Annotated in this window: 16 protein-coding genes; 5 read left to right on the top strand and 11 right to left on the bottom strand. The window is 59.0% G+C overall.

Annotated elements, in window-relative coordinates; translation table 11 throughout:
* Positions 1 to 23: 23 nt before the first annotated feature.
* On the top strand, positions 24 to 794 hold the full coding sequence (locus tag OXE05_01410) for a hypothetical protein (GenBank protein ID MCY4435974.1): 771 nt from the start codon (positions 24 to 26) through the stop codon (positions 792 to 794).
* Positions 795 to 1074: 280 nt separating this feature from the next.
* Here OXE05_01410 and OXE05_01405 read toward each other — a convergent pair whose 3' ends face one another.
* The 7 genes from OXE05_01405 to OXE05_01375 form a co-directional block, all read right to left on the bottom strand.
* Positions 1075 to 1500 carry a hypothetical protein gene (locus OXE05_01405; protein MCY4435973.1) on the bottom strand — a complete coding sequence of 142 codons (426 nt, stop codon included), beginning with the start codon at positions 1498 to 1500 and terminating at the stop codon, positions 1075 to 1077.
* A 538-nt stretch (positions 1501 to 2038) separates the two neighbouring features.
* Complete coding sequence (locus OXE05_01400) at positions 2039 to 4465, bottom strand: adenosylcobalamin-dependent ribonucleoside-diphosphate reductase (protein ID MCY4435972.1); 2427 nt, start codon at positions 4463 to 4465, stop codon at positions 2039 to 2041.
* Positions 4466 to 4862: 397 nt separating this feature from the next.
* Entirely contained in the window at positions 4863 to 5282 is a 420-nt protein-coding gene (locus tag OXE05_01395; protein ID MCY4435971.1) for a type II toxin-antitoxin system VapC family toxin, read from the bottom strand.
* Positions 5279 to 5557, bottom strand: coding sequence for a hypothetical protein (locus tag OXE05_01390; protein ID MCY4435970.1), 279 nt, complete (start codon positions 5555 to 5557; stop codon positions 5279 to 5281). The genes OXE05_01395 and OXE05_01390 overlap by 4 nt, the downstream gene beginning before the upstream one ends.
* A gap of 184 nt (positions 5558 to 5741) precedes the next feature.
* Entirely contained in the window at positions 5742 to 5954 is a 213-nt protein-coding gene (locus OXE05_01385) for a transposase (protein MCY4435969.1), read from the bottom strand.
* A 69-nt stretch (positions 5955 to 6023) separates the two neighbouring features.
* Positions 6024 to 6584: a transposase gene (locus tag OXE05_01380; GenBank protein MCY4435968.1), complete on the bottom strand. Its 561-nt coding sequence runs from the start codon at positions 6582 to 6584 to the stop codon at positions 6024 to 6026.
* Between the two features lie 177 nt (positions 6585 to 6761).
* A complete protein-coding gene (locus OXE05_01375; protein MCY4435967.1) occupies positions 6762 to 6998 on the bottom strand; it encodes a SelT/SelW/SelH family (seleno)protein in 237 nt (78 codons plus the stop codon).
* Positions 6999 to 7270: 272 nt separating this feature from the next.
* Here OXE05_01375 and OXE05_01370 point away from each other — a divergent pair, with 272 nt between their 5' ends.
* The 3 genes from OXE05_01370 (at position 7271) to OXE05_01360 (ending at position 10667) form a co-directional block, all read left to right on the top strand.
* Positions 7271 to 8521, top strand: coding sequence for a betaine/proline/choline family ABC transporter ATP-binding protein (locus OXE05_01370; GenBank protein MCY4435966.1), 1251 nt, complete (start codon positions 7271 to 7273; stop codon positions 8519 to 8521).
* Positions 8522 to 8656: 135 nt separating this feature from the next.
* A complete protein-coding gene (locus tag OXE05_01365; GenBank protein ID MCY4435965.1) occupies positions 8657 to 9535 on the top strand; it encodes a proline/glycine betaine ABC transporter permease in 879 nt (292 codons plus the stop codon).
* Between the two features lie 97 nt (positions 9536 to 9632).
* Positions 9633 to 10667 (top strand): ABC transporter substrate-binding protein, encoded by a 1035-nt coding sequence (locus tag OXE05_01360; protein ID MCY4435964.1) that lies wholly within the window; start codon positions 9633 to 9635, stop codon positions 10665 to 10667.
* Between the two features lie 208 nt (positions 10668 to 10875).
* Here OXE05_01360 and OXE05_01355 read toward each other — a convergent pair whose 3' ends face one another.
* The 4 genes from OXE05_01355 to OXE05_01340 form a co-directional block, all read right to left on the bottom strand.
* Complete coding sequence (locus tag OXE05_01355; protein MCY4435963.1) at positions 10876 to 12285, bottom strand: sulfatase-like hydrolase/transferase; 1410 nt, start codon at positions 12283 to 12285, stop codon at positions 10876 to 10878.
* A gap of 179 nt (positions 12286 to 12464) precedes the next feature.
* A complete protein-coding gene (locus OXE05_01350; GenBank protein ID MCY4435962.1) occupies positions 12465 to 13313 on the bottom strand; it encodes a TIM barrel protein in 849 nt (282 codons plus the stop codon).
* Between the two features lie 816 nt (positions 13314 to 14129).
* A complete protein-coding gene (locus OXE05_01345; GenBank protein MCY4435961.1) occupies positions 14130 to 14954 on the bottom strand; it encodes an amidohydrolase family protein in 825 nt (274 codons plus the stop codon).
* 186 nt (positions 14955 to 15140) lie between these two features.
* Complete coding sequence (locus tag OXE05_01340) at positions 15141 to 15914, bottom strand: amidohydrolase family protein (protein MCY4435960.1); 774 nt, start codon at positions 15912 to 15914, stop codon at positions 15141 to 15143.
* Positions 15915 to 16127: 213 nt separating this feature from the next.
* Here OXE05_01340 and OXE05_01335 point away from each other — a divergent pair, with 213 nt between their 5' ends.
* On the top strand, positions 16128 to 17492 hold the full coding sequence (locus tag OXE05_01335) for a neutral/alkaline non-lysosomal ceramidase N-terminal domain-containing protein (protein MCY4435959.1): 1365 nt from the start codon (positions 16128 to 16130) through the stop codon (positions 17490 to 17492).
* The last annotated feature ends 557 nt before the right edge of the window (positions 17493 to 18049 follow it).

Below are 18049 nucleotides of genomic sequence, written 5' to 3'. Positions count from 1 at the left end.
CACAAAGTGAAAAGGAGCACGTAGTGAAGGCAGGAGTGCAGCAATTCGACACTGAGAAGCTACCCTGGGGTTTGCGCTCAGTGGTAACGGTGTGGTTGATTTGGTTCGTTTTGGCGCACTTGAGCCGCGTGCTGCTTGACTTTTACACGGCACTATCGCCGCTGCGCTTTATTGGCGCGGCGAGCTTGCAGAACGTGCGCGCCACACTGTTTGCCCCCGGCGCGCTTGTGGCCGCGGCGTTGCTTATTCCAATTCTCATCGCTGCCGGTCTTGCGTTCCGTACGGTAACGAGCCGCTACCAAGGGGCGCCGTTGCAGGCACTTGCGTTTACCCGATTGAATCCGGTGTGGGTGCTTGCGGTAGTAGTGCTTCTCGGCGTCTTGCTGGCGTTTCTGTTGCGGGCCGCACTTGGCAGGACCGGTTATCCACTGCCGCTGCTCGAACCAACTGCCGGTTTTCTCTCTCGTCTTGATCTCCTCCTCTATGCGGTGAGCGTGCCGTTGACGGCACTCTTGGTCGGACTGTTCGTCTTTGGGTTCTGCTATCCGATTCTGGTAGACCGTTTGGGCATTTGGGCAGGTGGGCTGCTCTGCGCAGCCTTCTTTGCCCTGCCGCAGCTCGCAGCGCAGGGCGTCTATTGGCAGCCGGCGGTGGCCTTATTGGCTATGGGCATTTTCTTGACAGCGGTACGTGTACGCACTGAATCTACGTATACTGCGACGCTCGGCTATACCGGCTTTTCAGTCTATATCGCGCTTTCGGCAGCGTTGGCGGAATTAGCCATTTCCTCGTAACTCCGCAGCGAGCGTTTGTCAAAGTTAGTTTTACTCTTCTCCCCCTCGATGGCCGCAGCTTCCCAATCTTTCTTCCAGGTGGAAGGCGCGGCTTAAAGCGCAACGCGCCTCTACCGCTGCCGAAGGCTTGAAAGCAGGGGCTGAGACGCGCTGCTAACGTGAGAAGGGAACAGTTAAGGTGATATGCTTTTTTGCTTCTCTCCAGACGTACACTGGAATGCATTGGCGCTTGCGGACAGTTGCCGGATGGCGGCGTGAGCCCCGCTCGCTCTCTTGCGGCCTAGCTGGCGTCGCCTTCGCGCCAGAGACTGAGACCGGTTGCGCCCAAGACAAAGACGACCAATGCGTCAACGATCGCCCAAACAACCAGATTTGCGGTCGACTCGCCTTCCGTTCCGAAATTCAGAAAGTTGAACCAATTCGAGAAGAACCAAAGGGCCAGGAAGAATGTTGCGTAGGTCGCAACGTTGACTTCCACGTATTTGCGATCTACGGGCTGCTCCGACTCCCGGTCCAGAGCGAGCTTCCGTTGCATGTGCACGACCAACGCAACCACGATTGCGACGGCAATCGGCCAGTCCAAGATGCCCCACACATCGACCGTATCGAGAGCCTCTAGATAGAAGGAATTGAAGACAAAATGCACTGCCACGATGAGCGCGATGCCGACCAAGAAAATCGCAAACAGCTTTCGTATAGCGCCCATCAAGGCTATTCCTTCCATCGTCGTGAGAACCTAGGAAACTATGGGCAGACGCACCCGGCAGGAAGCACTTCCAGGCACCCACTACCGATGCTCATGGGTGAGTGATGCGCAGCAGTCCTCTGCGTGTTTCGGGCCCGACTTGGCGCTCTGCCGGCGGGTACGCTCCTGTTTGAGCTCTGCCCGTTTGGAATTGGCGCGCCGTTTCGCAGCACTTGAAAGGTTGTGGGAAGGTAGTCGAAGTGAGGTATGGGGGAACGTGTGGCAGGTCGGGCTCTCAAGGGGGAACACGTGCGAGTGTCTTAGACTGACAGGTGGCTTGTGTGAGTCAGGTTTGCACGCCTAGAGCCGATCTCTCGCGTATGCTCATTCGCCAGGCCGTCAGTCTGACCGCTCAATGTTGCGCCTACGTGTGCGAGCGCCTCGATCTGATCTGCTTGTAAGCACCTCCTCTATTCCTGGAAGCCTGTTCATTCTGCACTTGCGGATCCGAAATTCATTGTGGTTCCGGTGCTGGAGGGAAAAATTGGAGATTGCGTTGCTAGCAGCGTGAGTACCCGCAGACGAGGCACTTCTCGCAGCCTTCTTCGTAGACCACACCGGCCGCGCCGCAGTCAGGGCAAATCTCGCCATGCCGCGCTTCGCGAGTCGGGTTTGCAGCCTGGGCGCCGGCCAAGCCGAGTTGCACGACGGATTCTTCTTCAGTGGCCGCCGCACCGTTCACGCCGTTCGCGCCGGTAGGAATGTTGTAAATCTCGGCGATCACCTGTGCGATGGCGTCGGGTACCGAGAGCACGCGGTTGGGGCCGATTCCCATCACGTCCAATGAGCCAATGCCGCGCAGGTGCTTATAGTGCTCCTTGATCGGCACGCCGCTCCGCAGACCAAGCGTGATCGAGCGCGCCAGCGCTTCCAGGTACGCTTGATCGGCCGTACCGGCTTTGCCGAGGGTAAGGAATATCTCGATAGGACGGCGGTCCTCGCCCTCGCCGACGGCGTTTATGGTCACGTAGAGTTCGCCGCGGGCCGTGAGTTTCTTCACGGTCACGCCTTCGACCACTGCCGGGCGTTTGCGCGGGTGCATCTCTATCGGTACCGCCGCGCTGCTTGCCTGATTGCTGTCAGCAGCTTTGTTGGCATCCTTAACGTCCTCTTCCTTCTTCTCCTCCACGCGGGAGAGTACGGGAGTGCGCGAGCCGTCGCGGAAGAAGGTTATACCCTTGCAGCCAAGATCGTAGGCCAGGGTATAGAGTTCTTCGACGTCGGCTACTTCATAGGAATTCGGCGCGTTGACGGTTTTCGAAATGCTGGAGTCGGTATATTCCTGGATGACCGCCTGCACACGCACGTGTTCTTCCGGACGCAGGTCGTTGCTGGAGGCGAAGTAATCCGGCACGGGCTCGCCGTCGTGGGAGTCTTTCCACTCTTTGTAGAGCGGGTGGTAGAGAATGTGCTCGCCGGTGCGGTCCACGCGTTTCATGGCAAAGTCAAACACGGGCTCAATGCCGCTTGACACGCCCGAGAGCAGGGACGTCGTGCCGGTGGGCGCCTGCGTAAGCAACACGCCGTTGCGGACACCGTGCGCTGCTATCTCATTCTGCAGGGCAGCGGGTAGTTGCCGAATAAATGAGCCCTGCATATAGTTATCGGATTCGAATTCCGGGAACGGTCCCTTCTCCTTGGCAATATCGACTGACGCGCTGTAGGAAGCGTCGCGGATGGTGCGGTAGATGCGTTCGACGACGGGCATAGACTCTTCGCTGCCGTAGCGCACCTTCATCTTTATGAGCGCGTCGGCAAGCCCCATAGTGCCCAGGCCCGTCCGCCGCGTGCCGTCGCGTTGTTGGCGTTTATTGTCCTCTATGAAGTACGGCGTGGCGTCGATTACGTTATCGAGAAAGCGGATGGCAATCTTCGACGTCTCGGCCAGCAATTCGTAGTCCATCACGCCGTCTTGCACGAACGCGGAGAGGTTTATCGCCCCGAGATTGCACACGCCCCATTCGGGCAAACCCTGTTCGCCGCAAGGGTTCACGCAGCGAATCTGCTCGAAGTACCAGGTGTTGGAGCGCTTCTGGTAACGCTCCATAAAGACCAGGCCGGGCTCTGCCGAGCGCCACGCGGCTTCGCAGATCTTGGCCCAGACCTCGCGCGCCTTCACCGTGCGATGAACTGTGACGCCCTTACCCAGGGCGCGCCAAGCGGCCAGGTCGCCGTTCCAGATTTCGTCGTATTCCGGATCGGTCGTGTCCGGGAAGACCAGGTCCCAATTGCCGTCCGCCTTGACCGCTTCCATAAATGAGTCGGAAGCGCAGATGGAAAGGTTGGCGTGGTTGATGCGGGAGAGGTCGGTCTTGACCGTGATGAACTCCTCGATGTCCGGGTGCCAGTCGTCCAGCATGAGCATGAGCGCGCCGCGGCGCGAGCCGCCCTGCTGGATGACGTCGCCGGTGGCCACCGAGTACAGCTCGCCCCAGGAGCACGGCCCGCTGGCGGTGCCGTTCACCGAGCGAATATAAGAACCACGTGGTCGCAGGCTGGAAAGATTGATGCCCACGCCGCCGCCGCGCGCCATGATCTCCGTCATCACGCTCAGGTTCTCCAGGATGCCGCCGCGGCTATCCTGCGGCGAGGGGATCACATAGCAATTGTAGAAGGTGACCTCATGGCCCGTGCCCGCGCCGGCCAGGATGCGGCCGCCGGGAACGAACTTGAAGTCCTGCAACGCCCGGTAGAATTTTTCTTCCCACGCAGCGCGGTTCTGCTCTTCTTCCACGGCGGCTATGCCGCCGGCCACGCGCCGCCACATCTGCTCCGGATAGTGCTCCAAGGCAGCGCCGGTCTCATCCTTTAAGGTATATCTGTCGGCAAAGACCTTCTGCCGGATGCCATCCAGCATGGTGCCGGATTCAGGCTCGGCCATTGGTTGACCGTTGGTGCTTCTGCCGTTGGTGTGAATGACCGCCATGGCTGGATTCTCCTCGGTGGATGCGGCAGCGCGTGCTGCGCGCAGGGGGAGGCATTGTTTAGGGATCCAAGGTAACCTTGTGGTTGTAGCGGTGCTACCTAAATGCTACGACGAAGGTATATCTTGGTGTAGAGGAAATTATAGGAAACAACATATAGGGGTGTCAAGGGATTCTAGGTTTGTTTTTCGGGTTTTCTTGCCTTTCTGCGTTTAATCATTCATTGCGGGTTGACGTGCGCAACTATAGGGCTATGGGAAGATTCCCACACGTGCCGGCGTGACGGTGTGGCGTGTCCTGAACGGAAGGGGAAACGGATCGACGGTCTCGCTCGACCCAGCAGAAATCAGGAATAGGGGGAGGCCAACGCCTGTCCTAGGGCGGCTTTGGTGAGAGCAGTCATGGGACATCCCAGGGATTGATAACGGCAACGTCCAGGCCATCGAAATCCCTGACGTTGCGCGTTGCTATCGTCAGATCGTTCGTCACTGCCGTTCCCGCGATGAGCGCGTCGGCCAGTTGCAACACTCTACCTTCTCGGCGCGCGTGTGCCTGGAACGCAGCGGCTCGCTCGGCTTCCAACCGCTCGATGGGCAATACACGCTGGCCGAAGTCCGCTATAAATTGTGACAACCAGTCGCTCAAGCTATCGCGACGGCGGCCATGTGGGAGAAGGTGAACGCCCAACGTAAGCTCTCCCAGGACGATAGCCGATAGCCAAAGGTCATCCTGCGTGTCCAGGAAACGAAAAACGGCCGGGTGTGGAATCCGCCTCGCTAACTCCGAGACCACGTTTGTGTCCAGGAGGTAGCTGCTCATTCGTCTGCTTCATTGACAAACGGGATTGTGCGTCCGCTCTCGCGGCGGCTGGGGATTGCAAGCTCAGCCCCACGCGGCGTATTCTCGATCAGCCAGCGACCGAGCGGTTTGCGCTGCGATTCCTTCTCAGCCCAGACACGGGCCGGCACTATGATGAAGGCTTTCCTGGCGCCGATACGCTGCGGCCCTTCGGATTCCGCGAGCCGCAGGATTTCAGAGAGCCGCGCCTTAGCCTCGGCCACGGTCCAAACACGCTGTGTAGCCGGCTCTTTCACATGCAGACTCCTTTGGAACTGAGGGTCCATTCACCAATTGTGTACTAGTCTATACTAGACTAGTTAGAGGAAAAAGTACAAGACGTAGACTGACGACACAGATTACCTCCGCCACCCGACAGTGAGGCAAGCAGGCGCGCCGTTAGGTGTTGGCTTCCGCAGAGGCGGTCACAACCCCTGGTTTCTATGGCGCTGCCAATGGGTACTCTCGATCGAATCTCCAGCGCACCGGGTTATCGTGGATGTACTGACGAATTTTCATCAGTGAATCTACACTGCGCACGATGTGCTCAAAGAAGTTGCGCTGCCAAAGGGTACTGCCTGAGAGACCATGCGCACAATTGACCCGTTTCGTACTTACCGTCTTGAACGCGCCAATCAAACGCCCCAGAGGCATGCGATTGCTTGCATGCGTAGGGGCGGTTCGCGAACCGCCCCTACCGGGATTCAGCCGCGCCCAATGCGGTCAACTACGTCTTGGTTGCATGCTTGCTACCAAAGGATTCTCCCGGTCGAGTTCCCAGCGCGCCGGGTTATCGTGGATGTATTGGCGTATCTTTGTCAGGGAATCCTCGCTGCGCACCACGTGTTCGAAGTAATTTCGCTGCCACAAGGGACTGCCGGAAAGCCCGTGGGCACAATTCACCCGTTTCGTGCTGACGGTCTTGAACGCGCCAATCAGACGCCCCAGAGGCATGCGATTGCTTGCATGCGTAGGGGCGGTTCGCGAACCGCCCCTACGCGTTTCGTCAGTGATCATGATGAGGCCGTGGAGATGGTTCGGCATCAAAACAAATTCGTCCAAGATTACGTAAGGATACTGGGTCTCCAGCCATTGCCAAGCATCTGTCACCAAACACCCTGTATTGCTCAGGCGCATGTCTCCATCAACAACCTGGCCGAACAGACACGCCCGATCTTGGACGACCAAAGTGACGAAGTAGACGCCCTCCTGTGAGTAGTCATAGCCTCGCAGCCGAATCGACCGGCGGCGCCGGCTGTCTTTGGGGAGGTTGAATCGGCTCATATCACGTAATCTTCACAACTGAGGATATAGAGTGGTCCTATAGACGATCCAAATGATTCTGCCTCTTTAAGTGCAACGCCGGCTCGTGCTGCCACGAGGCCGGCATTGGTTGCGGGTATACTGCAGCGCGCCACCGTGCTCATTTTGGAAGTTGTGGCGCTAATGTGCCGCTCGCGTCTATCGCAGGTGTTTGAGCACCTCGTCGTGTTCGGGGAAGCGGCCTTCCTGGTGTTTGGAGAAGATGACGTTGTTGTCCAGGGTGACTTCGAAGGCGCCGCCGCCGGAAGGGATGAGCTCCAGGCTCTCGATGTTCTGTTCGTGCTTATCCAGCACTTGTTCCGTCAAACTGACGGCTTTCGGGAGGTAGCCTCACGAGGTGCAGTATTCGATGCTGAGACGTTGCTTCTCGGCCATGGATGTACTCCTCTTGGTGCGTTATTGCGTGTGCCGATCCATCTCCCTCAGTATGACTCTTTGCGTGCGCGTGGGTCAATGAGAGGGGTTGTCCTATTGCATTGACCAGACAGGCTTCTGGCTTAGAAATAGTGCAACAGGGTTGCAAGGGGCATACCAGCTTGGTACCCTGACTATGACTACTGCGGGGTTGGTGTTGCGATCCTGAAGCTACAGTGCTTCGATCCGCGGCAACGAGCTGCCGGTAACTTCAGGGAGGTCGAAGAGTAGTCATGAACCAAGCAACGGAAGAATTGCCGGAACTACCGACTTCGGCCAACGGCGAAGTGCGCGTGAGCGTGCGTGGCCTGTGGAAGGTGTTTGGACCGGCCGACGGACCTGACGTGGGGGAGACCCTCGAGGGTAAGACGAAGGACGAAGTCCAGGACGAGTTGGACTCGGTGCTGGCGTTGCACGACGTGAGCTTCGACGTCCATCAGGGCGAGACCTTCGTCGTCATGGGCCTCTCCGGCAGTGGCAAGTCCACGCTGGTGCGTTGTCTCATACGTCTCATAGAGCCGACCGTCGGTGAAGTCATCATCGACGGTGAGGACATTCTCAGCTATACCGATGAAGAACTCACGGAGGCGCGCCGGCAGAAGACCGGCATGGTTTTCCAGTACTTCGGCCTGTTGCCCCACCGCACGGTAATCGATAACGTCGCCTGGGGCTTGGAAGTGCAAGGGGTGCCGCGGGAAGACCGGCGTGCGCGAGCGGCCGAACTGCTGCGAGTGGTCGGTCTGGATGGCTGGGAAGAGTACCACGCTGCAGCTCTCAGCGGCGGCATGCAACAGCGCGTGGGTCTTGCGCGGGCCCTGGCCTGCGATCCCGAAATTCTGCTCATGGATGAGCCCTTCAGTGCGCTGGACCCTCTCATCCGGCGGGATATGCAGGATGAGCTTATCCGCCTGCAAGAGCAGTTGCACAAGACCATCGTCTTTATTACCCACGATCTGGCCGAGGCTACCAAGCTGGGCAGCCGCATCGCCATTATGCGCGATGGGGCCATCGTTCAGATTGGCACGCCTGAAGAAATCATGGCGAATCCGATTGACGACTACGTGGCCGACTTCACGCGCGACGTGCGCACGTCTTCGATTGTCACCGTCGGCTACGTCATGGAACGGTGTGGAGTCCTCTTGAAACCCACGACGACGGCACGGGACGCCCTTGCTCAGTTAGAGTCTGGTGGCGTCGAGGCCGCGTTCGTCATTGCAGAGGATGGCCGCTATCGGGGAGAAATCTGCCGGCAAGAAGCGCGCGATGCCGCCGGGAACGGCAGCGCTACCATCGAATATGCTGTCTCCCGTCGCTGCGAACCGGTGCTGGCAGGGCAGTGTATTGAGGATGCGCTCTCGGTAGCGTGGCCTCAGGAAGGGAAGATCCCAGTAGTAGACGACGAAGAGCGGCTGGTTGGCATGATAGAGCGGGATGTGCTCGCCGAGGCGGTCTTTTCTGAAGAACGTGAGGAGGCCGGCGCGTAGCCGGAGCGTGATATGGCAGTAATGACGCGTTTGAAAGAAACGACTGTCGAGATTCGTGAGGCGACGCGGAACGGCGCGGCGGGACCCTCCCGGGCCGCGCTTATTGTTGGCGGCTTTCTCGCCTTCTTTGTCGTGATGGTCTTGGCGTGGGGCCCCAGAACCGAGTTTCCGCTCGACTGGAGCCGCGGCATCAGTAACCGGATCAATGACTGGGTGGATGACATCACCGTTGCCTGGGGGCCGGTGTTCGATTTAGTTGCGGATGCCGTGCTGCGGTTCTTGCTGTGGATAGAGACCGCATTTCTGTGGACGCCGTGGCCGGTGATTGTGGTTGGCGCGGCCCTGATTGCCTGGGTCACCGTCGGCTGGAAGTTTTCCGCCTTTGCGGTGGTTGCTTTGCTCACGACCGGCGTGTTCGGGCTTTGGGCCAGTGCCATGGAGACCATGGCACTCATCGTCGTGTCAGTCTTTCTCTCCATCGTTGTGGGTATTCCGTTCGGAGTGCTGGCCGCGCGCAGCAACACGTTTGACGCAGTCTTGAAGCCGCTGCTCGACGGCATGCAGACAATGCCGTCGTTCGTATATCTCGTGCCGGTTGTTATGTTTTTTGGAATTGGCAACGTGCCCGCTGTCTTTGCCACCATTATCTACGCGGCGCCGCCGACTATCCGATTTACCAGTCTTGGTATCCGGGAAGTCAGCCCGCAGGTGGTCGAGGCCGCACGCTCGTTCGGCACCACCCACCGGCAACTGCTGTTCAAGGTGCAGTTGCCAATGGCGTTGCCGACGATCATGGCCGGCATCAATCAGACCACGATGATGGCGCTGGCAATGATGGTGATTGCCTCGCTGGTCGGCGCCGGCGGCCTGGGCGAAGACGTGCAGCGGGCGCTTTCGCGCGCGCAACCGGGGCAGGCACTGCTGGGCGGACTGGGTATCGTCTTCTTGGCGATCATCATCGACCGCATCACCCAGGCGTGGGCTAAGAGTAGGCAAGAAGCATTACGGACTTAAGACCTTTCGGAGGTGGTTATCGATTGATAGCGGTTGGAGACTTTTGGCATCATAATGCCATGGAGATTAGCAGAAACAGGGGGAGGATCCCAACGTAATGAAAACACGAACTTGGAAATCACTCGGCGGCATGCTAGCACTTATGTTCGCCTTTATGCTTACGCTCGCTGCCTGCGGCACCGCCGTGGTGACGCCGGCAGAAGAGGAAGCGGAGATGATGGCAAAGCCCACCATCGTCTTTTCCGACCTTAGCTGGGATAGCGCCCAGATCCAGAACGCGGTAGCACGCTATATCATCGAGAACGGCTATGGCTATGAGACCGATGCGGTCTTTGGCGATACCGTTCCCATGCTGGTGGCGCTCCGTGCCGGTGACGTGAACGTCACCATGGAAATTTGGCTGCCAAACCAGGAAGAGCCCTTCCTACTGGCTTTGGAGGAAGGCTCAGTTGAAGTTGTGGGCAAGAGCCTGGAGGACAACTGGCAGTCCGCGTTCATCATTCCGCAGTATGTTGCGGATGAGAATCCCAACTTGCGCAAAGTGGAAGACCTCGCGGACCATATGGAAATCTTCGTGACGCCGGACTCGAACGGCAAAGCACGCTTGCTTTCGTGCATTCCCGGTTGGGCGTGCGAGCAAGTGAATGCCAATCAGGTCGTGGCCTATGGCTTGAGCGACGCGGTTGAACTGGTCAATCCTGGCTCGGATGCCGCTCTGCAGAGCGAGATTCGCGCGGCTTTCCTAAAGAAAGAGCCGGTGCTGTTCTACTACTGGGGCCCGACGACGTTCTCCTTTGAAATGGAGACCGAACTCGGCGGCTATTATGTTCTCGAAGAGCCGACCTATAACGAAGAGTGCTGGGCCGACGGTAATGCTTGCGCATACCCCGTGGCTGAGGTTGTGATTGCCGTCAACACGGATCTCAAAGAATCCGCTCCGGACGTGATCGAACTTCTCGGCAAGTGGGACTGGAACTTTGGCAACCAGCGTCAAGCCGAGACGTACTTCTCGGAGACTGGCGCCGACTACGCTGAAGTCGCCGTGTGGTGGTTGCAGAACAATGACTCTTGGCGCGAGTGGGTAACCGCCGACGCCGCTGAGAAGGTCGCTGCTGCCCTGGCAGCGGAGTAATAGCGTAAGAAGGCAGAAGCGTTTTCCGCAGGGAGAGATGATTTTCTTCTGGGCGGAAGCTAGCATTCGGCTCTAGCCGCAATGCGAGAGGGGCGCACAATCGTGCGCCCCTCTTAGATTCTGTATTCAGTTTGATCGCTGCGGCACCGATTGCGGCTGGTTGGATACCTCGTTTACAGTGGCGCCTCATTCTTGGCGCACCCATCGCTTACCAGCGGCGTATCGGCTTCTCGCTATCGAGCAAGTGCTGGAGCAGCATTTCCTTATGCTGGCGCACGAGGTCTTGCGATCCTGGATCGCGGGCGAGATTGTGTAACTCCAGAGGGTCATTCTCCATGTCGTAAAGCTCTTGCCCGTCCTCGGTGTTCCAGAAGGCGTACTTGTAGCGGTTCGTGGTGATGGACTTGCCGCGCACGACCTGGTTGTTGTCCTCATACTCGCAGAGCGCGAAGCCCGGCGCGTCTTCAGCGCCTTCCACCACGGACTTGAGGCTGGTGGCCTGCATCTCTCGCGGGATATCCACGCCGGCATAGTCGAGGATGGTCGGCGCGACCTGAAACGTGCCGATCACGCCATCCACGTTGGGCACGCGGGGCAAGTCCGCCGGCGGCACGACGATAAACGGCACGCGCGCGGAGCCTTCCCAGAATGTGCCTTTGCCGCCCCGAGACCAATCGCCCATGTGGTCCCCGTGGTCGCTGGTGAAGATGATGAGGGTGTTGTCGGCCTTGCCGCACTCTTCAAGCGTCTGAAACAGGCGTTCCATCATGTCGTCAATGTACGTGCAAAGCCCCCAGTAGAAGGCCGTCACGCGCCGGATCAGGCTGTCATCCGGCTCTTTGGCAAAGCGGCCGCCCCCGTTCTGCAGATGCTTGGGCTTGTCGCTATCATCCGCCAGGTACGTAGGTGAGACGTCCACGAAATCGGATGGGTACATGCTGTCATACGGTCGCGGCGGATCGAACGGGCCGTGCGGGCCGCAAATGCCGCACCAGGCGAAGAAGGGTTGATCGTGGTCGCGGGAGACAAACTCGCGGGTGTTCTCGGTGATCCATGTGTCGATATACTCTTCCAGCGGCAGGACATTGGTGATGGCGGTCATGTACTTGCGGTATACGGGTTCGCGGCGTTGCTCATAGATGAGTTCATAGCCGCCCGGATGCACGGAGTCGAGCCACCGCGCGTATACGGGGCCCAAAGGTCCGGGACCCAGCGGCGAGCCATACGACTGTGTCCAACGCGATCCCTTGCCGCCGGTAAGTTGCGTTTCGTTATAGCCTTTCGGCGGCATCATGTGTATCTTGCCAAAGGCGGCAGTAACGTACCCGGCGTCCTGCAGCTCCTCCATGAAGGTGCGTTCCCACGGCGGCAGGCCGGGCGTGCTGTCGACGGCCGCCTCCATGTAGGAAACTCCGTGCTGGCGGGTGTACCGCCCGGTCTGCAAGCAGGCGCGGGCCGGAATACACACGGGGTTCTGGTTGTACGCTTTGGCAAAGAGCGTTCCCTTTGCTGCCAGGGCATCCAGGGTCGGCGTCTTGACCTTCTGGTTGCCGTAACAGCCGAGCGTATCCCACCGTTGCTCGTCAGTCGTGATCAGGATGATGTTTGGGCGATCCATGCGTTCCTGCTCCCTGCTTCTCTCACTCGTAGTTGCGAAATCAAAATCTCAATGCGACCAAATCGGCGCTCAAAGGACTGCGTCTACACAAGAGAACACCTGTCCGCACATTGTAGCATTGCGGCTACGCAGAGAAAGCGCGAAATGTGCGGTCGGTCTCTACAGAAACGCCGTCTCGCCTATAGGCCCACTGCGTCAGCAAGCTGTTTGGTGTAGCGCAGGTCCTGGCTCACTTGAGCGAGCAGTTCTGTTTGGTTCATGTCTTCAAAGCTGTTCGCGCCCCGATACTCGGCCTGAAACGAAGCGTAGCCGGTGTAGCCGATGTGCTTCAAGTACCGGAAGGCTTCAGCGAAGGGGATGAAGCCTTGGTCGAACGGCACAACCTTCGTACTCCAGGACGCCGCACCCGTTTCCGGGTCTACTGCGCGAAACTGAGCCACATTCTCCAAAGCCAGCATGTCAATGCGGTCTGCGAGCAGGTCCAGTCCGTGAATCCAGCCGCCAAAGCTTCCTTCGACTCCCATGTGCCCGAGATCGGGATAGTAGCAGATGGCGGCGGGGTCGAAATCCTCCAGCAGCAGCGAGACCACGTGAGTGGTGGCCGAAAGCGTGGGCCCATAGTGCGCGTGAATGCCGGCCTGTACGCCATACTGCCGGCAGAGCCCCTCGATGCCGCGCAACTGCTCCCGGACCTCAGCGATCTGACGGCCCATTTCGCCAAAACCGGCGTAGCGATGATAGCCCAGCTTGAACTGGTTGATGCCGAGGTCGGCAGCCGCGGCAATAATGTCTTCCGCATAGGGCGACTGGGCGCTGTCGATCGCCGTAGTTAGCCAGCCAAGCTCTAATCCCCGCTCGCGGACGGCCTGCGCCGCCTTGGGCAGGTCGGTCTTGACCTGTTCCGGCAAGACGTGGCCGGGTGAGCGCACCGTGAGGTCAATGCCGTCCATGCCAAGCTCGGCCACAGTGTCGGCAAGCTCAGGGTAGGAGAGGTTTTCCAGGGGCTTTGAGAGCATTAGGTATTTCATGGATGGTTCCTCAGCAGGCGCGTCTATTCGTAAGCGGACTCACAAGGACTGTGGTCAGCATGTATGCCAGTCTAACGAACGGCACACGCGTCGTCATCCCGGCGCATGCCGGAAACCGGCTACGCAACAGCCAATCATGAGCCATCAAGAGCGGGGGACAAGCCCCCGGCGGTACCAAAGCGGTCTGTGTGCACTGCTGGGTGGCGAGGGTGCGTCCAACCAGTCATTCCGCGCAAGCCGGAAACCGGCTACGCAACAGCCAATTATGAGCCGTGAAGAGCGGGGGACAAGCCCCCGCGCTACAAGGAGAGGGAGCATCTCGATCCGTCATTCCCGCGAAAGCGGGAATCCATCTACATTGCACCGCAGGGACCCAATTTCGATGTGGGGAAAGGTGCCCTGTGTATCTGTCTTGCGACCTGACTTCGATCATGGGCAGGGCGAAGTGCCGGCAGTGCTGTCGCCAATCAGCATTTCATAGTGCAGTCATTCTAGATTTCTCGCTGCGCTCGAAATGACAGAAGGGCGCTCGAAATGACAAAGGAGCGCCTGCACAATGACAAAGGAGCGCCTGCACAATGGCAGAAGGGCACCTGCACATCGACGGTAGAACGCCTGCACAATGACAAAGGAGCGCCTGCACAGTGACAAGAGGACGCCTGCACAATGGCAGAAGAGCACCTACTCAATGACAGTAGAGCGCCGGCAATCTTAAAGAATCGGAAGAGCACGTGCACTTCTTCAAGGCATTCGAGGATGCACTTTGGGCTGTGGAGAAGGCCACGAGGCGATGGAGCATCCTAACCGCCAGTCCGGTCACTGCCGCGTGCCCAACAGCCGCTGCATCGTGCCACCGAGAATCTGCTTCTTCTCGTCGTCGGTGATGGGCGCCAGCAGAATGCGACCGATCTGGTGGGTGGGGCACATCCACGGAAAGTCGTCGCCGTAGAGTATTTTGCCGGCGCCTACATGCGCTACCAATTGCGCGAATATCCCATACGGTGCAACGGAACCGGCAGTATCCAGGTAGACATTTGGCTCCTCAAGCGCAACATCATAGATTGGGTCAAATGCCGGGTGCTTACGCCCCGCACCGGCGTGGGCCACGATAAAGTGGGCGTTGGGATATGCCCGGGCGGTGCGCCGCAGCACGTCGGGTGAGTCTACGCCGTGGCTGATCAATGGCAGCCGATGCCTGTCCGCCAATTCAAAGGCGGGAACGTAGCCGGGTCCGGCAAAGGGATACTCATGCAGCCCGGTGTGGAACTTGATGCCGCGCGCCCCGGCGTCGATGCAGCGTTGCATTTCGTCGCGGACCTGGCCGGCGAGATTGGGGTCCGGCACGGCGTAGGCCAGTATACGGTCAGGGTGCTGTCGCGCCGCTGCCAGATTCTGGTCGTTGCCGGTGCGCATGTCTGCCGTAATCGCCAGGCTGGAAAAAACGCACGACTGGTCTATGCCCACGCGGTCCATCGTGCGCACCAGGGAATCGGCATCCGGATTGGGCTGGGCGAACCCATAGTACAAGCCGAGGTGGCTGTGGTTGTTTACGATGAACGTATCTGTAAGCGGTTCGCCGCGCAGGGCGGCCTCCTGTATGCTCATTGCTGCGCTTTCCGCCGCTGAAGTTGCCTGTGCCATATCTTTACGTCCTTCTCGCTGTTGAATTGGGTAACCAATTGTATCGTGGTACAAATCCAGGGCCTCTTCTCAGCCGTGACTCGCGCCTCCGTTCGTCCCTGTATCAAGTCCGGGGCAGGCTCTGAGCCTGCCTATCCGAAGCTTGTCGAAGGGTTGAAGGATGTACAGAGGCCAAGCGCATGACGGTCAGACGACACAGTTATCGATCAAGCGCTGCAGGCTGCCGCCGGCAACGGCATCGCGTTCCTCAATTGAGAAGCTGGCGTAGGTGAGCCCGGTGATGGCCATGCCCGGGTCCCACACGGGAATGCCGGTGCCAAAGACGAGCCTGTCCGCACCCCAGCGATCTGCTATGAGGGCGATGGCATCGTGGCCCTGCATGTACGACGTCTCGATATACAGGTTGGCGTAGCGATCCATAAGCGTAAACAGTGTGCGAAAGTTCGACGGCGGCTCACGCAAGAGCACGAGCGGCAGCGTGGGATACGTGCGAACGGCCCATTCGATGAAAGCCCACGGACGCGGCTCACTCCAATGACGGATGTTAGAATCCAGGAACAGCGGTACCCTTCGTTCGGCCAAGGCTTCGAGCAGCGTGTCCACTTCAAATGGCTCCAGGGTAAGTCGATTTATGCCCGTGCAAAGTCGCGCTGCGCGCGCGCCGGATTCCAGCAATTGTGCAACTTGCTCGCGCTCCGGGGGCATCTCCCCGGCCACGGACGGCATGACGACCCAACACGGCACGAGCCGGTCCACCCCCTTGGTCTCTTCGATGACGAGCCGGTTGCCTGCGGCGGGATGCTGCCATTTGGCAAGGCCGTGGGTGACGAGCGCACGGCTGATGCTGTTCTCATCCATTACGGCCAGCAACCGAGGGACATCGTCCGGTGTTTCGTCGTGCCGAAGAAATACCGGCCCGAGAAACACGTTGGCGTCAAAGAGGTGCGGAATATCTCGCATGGGTGCCTCCATCCAACTGCTTTACTTATGTGCGTGGCGCATGTGTCTCCTGATTATACAAGAGAGCAGCCGGAGCATATGCTTTCTTGGGGCAAGGCAGGGTGTGAGTAGTGAGCACGCTGCGGGCCTTTCGACAGTCGCCGCGAATCGTGTGTATCCTGCACAATGAGAGTATTCCGAAATGACCGACCGAAGCGCACAAGTGAAGTGAGCATGACGATGAATGACCGCGAGGGATACTTCCAGGTGGGGACTGCGCGCATTCGCATAACGCCCGATGTAAGTATGCCGTACCTTGGCTACGACTGGGACCGGCACGACCCGTTTTTGGGCGTTCACGACGATCTGTGGGCGAAAGCACTCGTGATCGATGATGGCGAGCGGACGGTTGCGCTTATCGCTTGCGACATGATTGGATTCCCGCCAGCGGCGTTTGCCGCCAGGGTACGGGAGCAGGTGGCAACACATACGTCTATCCCAGGTGAGAATGTGATGCTCAGCGCCAGCCATACCCACAGCAGCCATGCATCCATTGATCTTTCCACCCTTGATTTGAGTTGGCCGTGGGTGCAGAAGCTTGGACATGATCTGGCGGGGGCAGCGATCGCCGCGTGGCAGCAGCGCCAACCGGCGTCCATTAAGGTACATTCCGGTGAGATATACGGGGTATCAGAAAACCGCCGCGTGGTACGGAGCGACGGCAAAGTGTATCGCAATTGGGACCAAACCGCGCCCGGCGAGTTGGTGCGCCGCGGCCCGATTGACCCGGAGGTGGGCGTGTTGCTCGCCCAGCGCCCCGACGGATCGCCGCTAGCTGTGTTGTGCAACTTCACGGCACACCCCATCTGTGCTATGAGCCAGCCGCTCGTTTCGGCGGACTATCCCGGCTTTGCCATGGCCGCGGTAGAGGCGGCCCTGGGGCCAAGTGTCACCGCGCTGTTCACGCAGGGTGCGTGCGGCGACGTCAATCCGCCGGTGGTGCGGCGCAACGTCCGCGACGCGCGTGAGATGGGGCTGCAACTTGCCGGCGAGGTGCTGCGCGTGGCGGCTTCATTGTTGCCGGAGGAAGTTCCACCCGTTGAACGTGGTGTTCAGATTACTTCAAAGTACGTGCATTGGTCCTACCGCACCGACTTGCCCACGAACAGCGAGGCTGAACGCGCATACGCCGCCGCAAGCGAACAGGTGGAGCGCCTTCAGCGCAGCGGCGCGACGGCTGCCGAAGTACGCGCTGAGGCAAACAAGCACCGCCTTGCGCGGGAGAAGTACATGCTCACTCGCAACGATGCGCGCCAAGAAGTGGGCGAGATTCAAGTAATGACGATTGGGGACTGCGCGTGGGTGGGCGTGCCGGGCGAGTTGTTCTGCCAGATTGGACTAGACATAAAAGAACAGTCGCCCTTTGGCCGCACATTCGTGGTGGGATACGCCAACTGCTACCAGGGCTATTTCCCCACACCGATCGCCTATGAGGAGGGCGGCTATGAGGTGAACATGGGCCGCTGGAGCCGCTTTACCGCTGCCGCAGGCGGGAGTGTGCAAGAAACTGCTTTGGAACTCTTGCATAGCCTTCACTGATTGCGTTTCTCGCATCAAAGACACTCGTTGGAGTTTTGTGTGCTTTGGCTGTGGCGTACCGTGTAGAACCAAGCGGTTCTTGCCACGAAATAGGGCCGCAACTCGCCCGTCAATTCCGCGAAAACTCGTCAATGCGTGGGGGCGCAGGACTAATTCTCTCCAGGCGACGCGCATCCTGTGCGGAGCAGGGAAGTCCTCGCGCTACGTTCTCTTTCCAGTAAACAGAGCGGGGGACAAGCCCCCGCGCTACACAGAGTGGGACCGCAACTTGTCCGTCAATCCCGCGAAAGCTTGTCCCCGCGTGGGGCGCAGGATCAGTTTTCTCCAGGCGACGTGCATCCTGTGCGGAGCAGGGAAGTCCTCGCGCTACATTCCATTACCAGTAAACAGAGCGGGGGACAAGCCCCCGCGCTACTTCAATGCGACTGCATTTGGGACAGGCCCCGCGCCACAAAGTGGGGAACACATAACTTCGTCATACCTATAAGTGTTGAGTAATTCGTTGACAGAATTCTCTCCCAAATTGGCAGTGTTGACAGATCATGTCATTCCGAGCG

The organism is Chloroflexota bacterium (assembly GCA_026710945.1).
In the GTDB taxonomy this organism is placed as follows: domain Bacteria; phylum Chloroflexota; class UBA11872; order VXOZ01; family VXOZ01; genus VXOZ01.
Note: the sequence above shows the minus strand (reverse complement) of the source record. Positions and strands in the feature narration are given on the sequence as shown.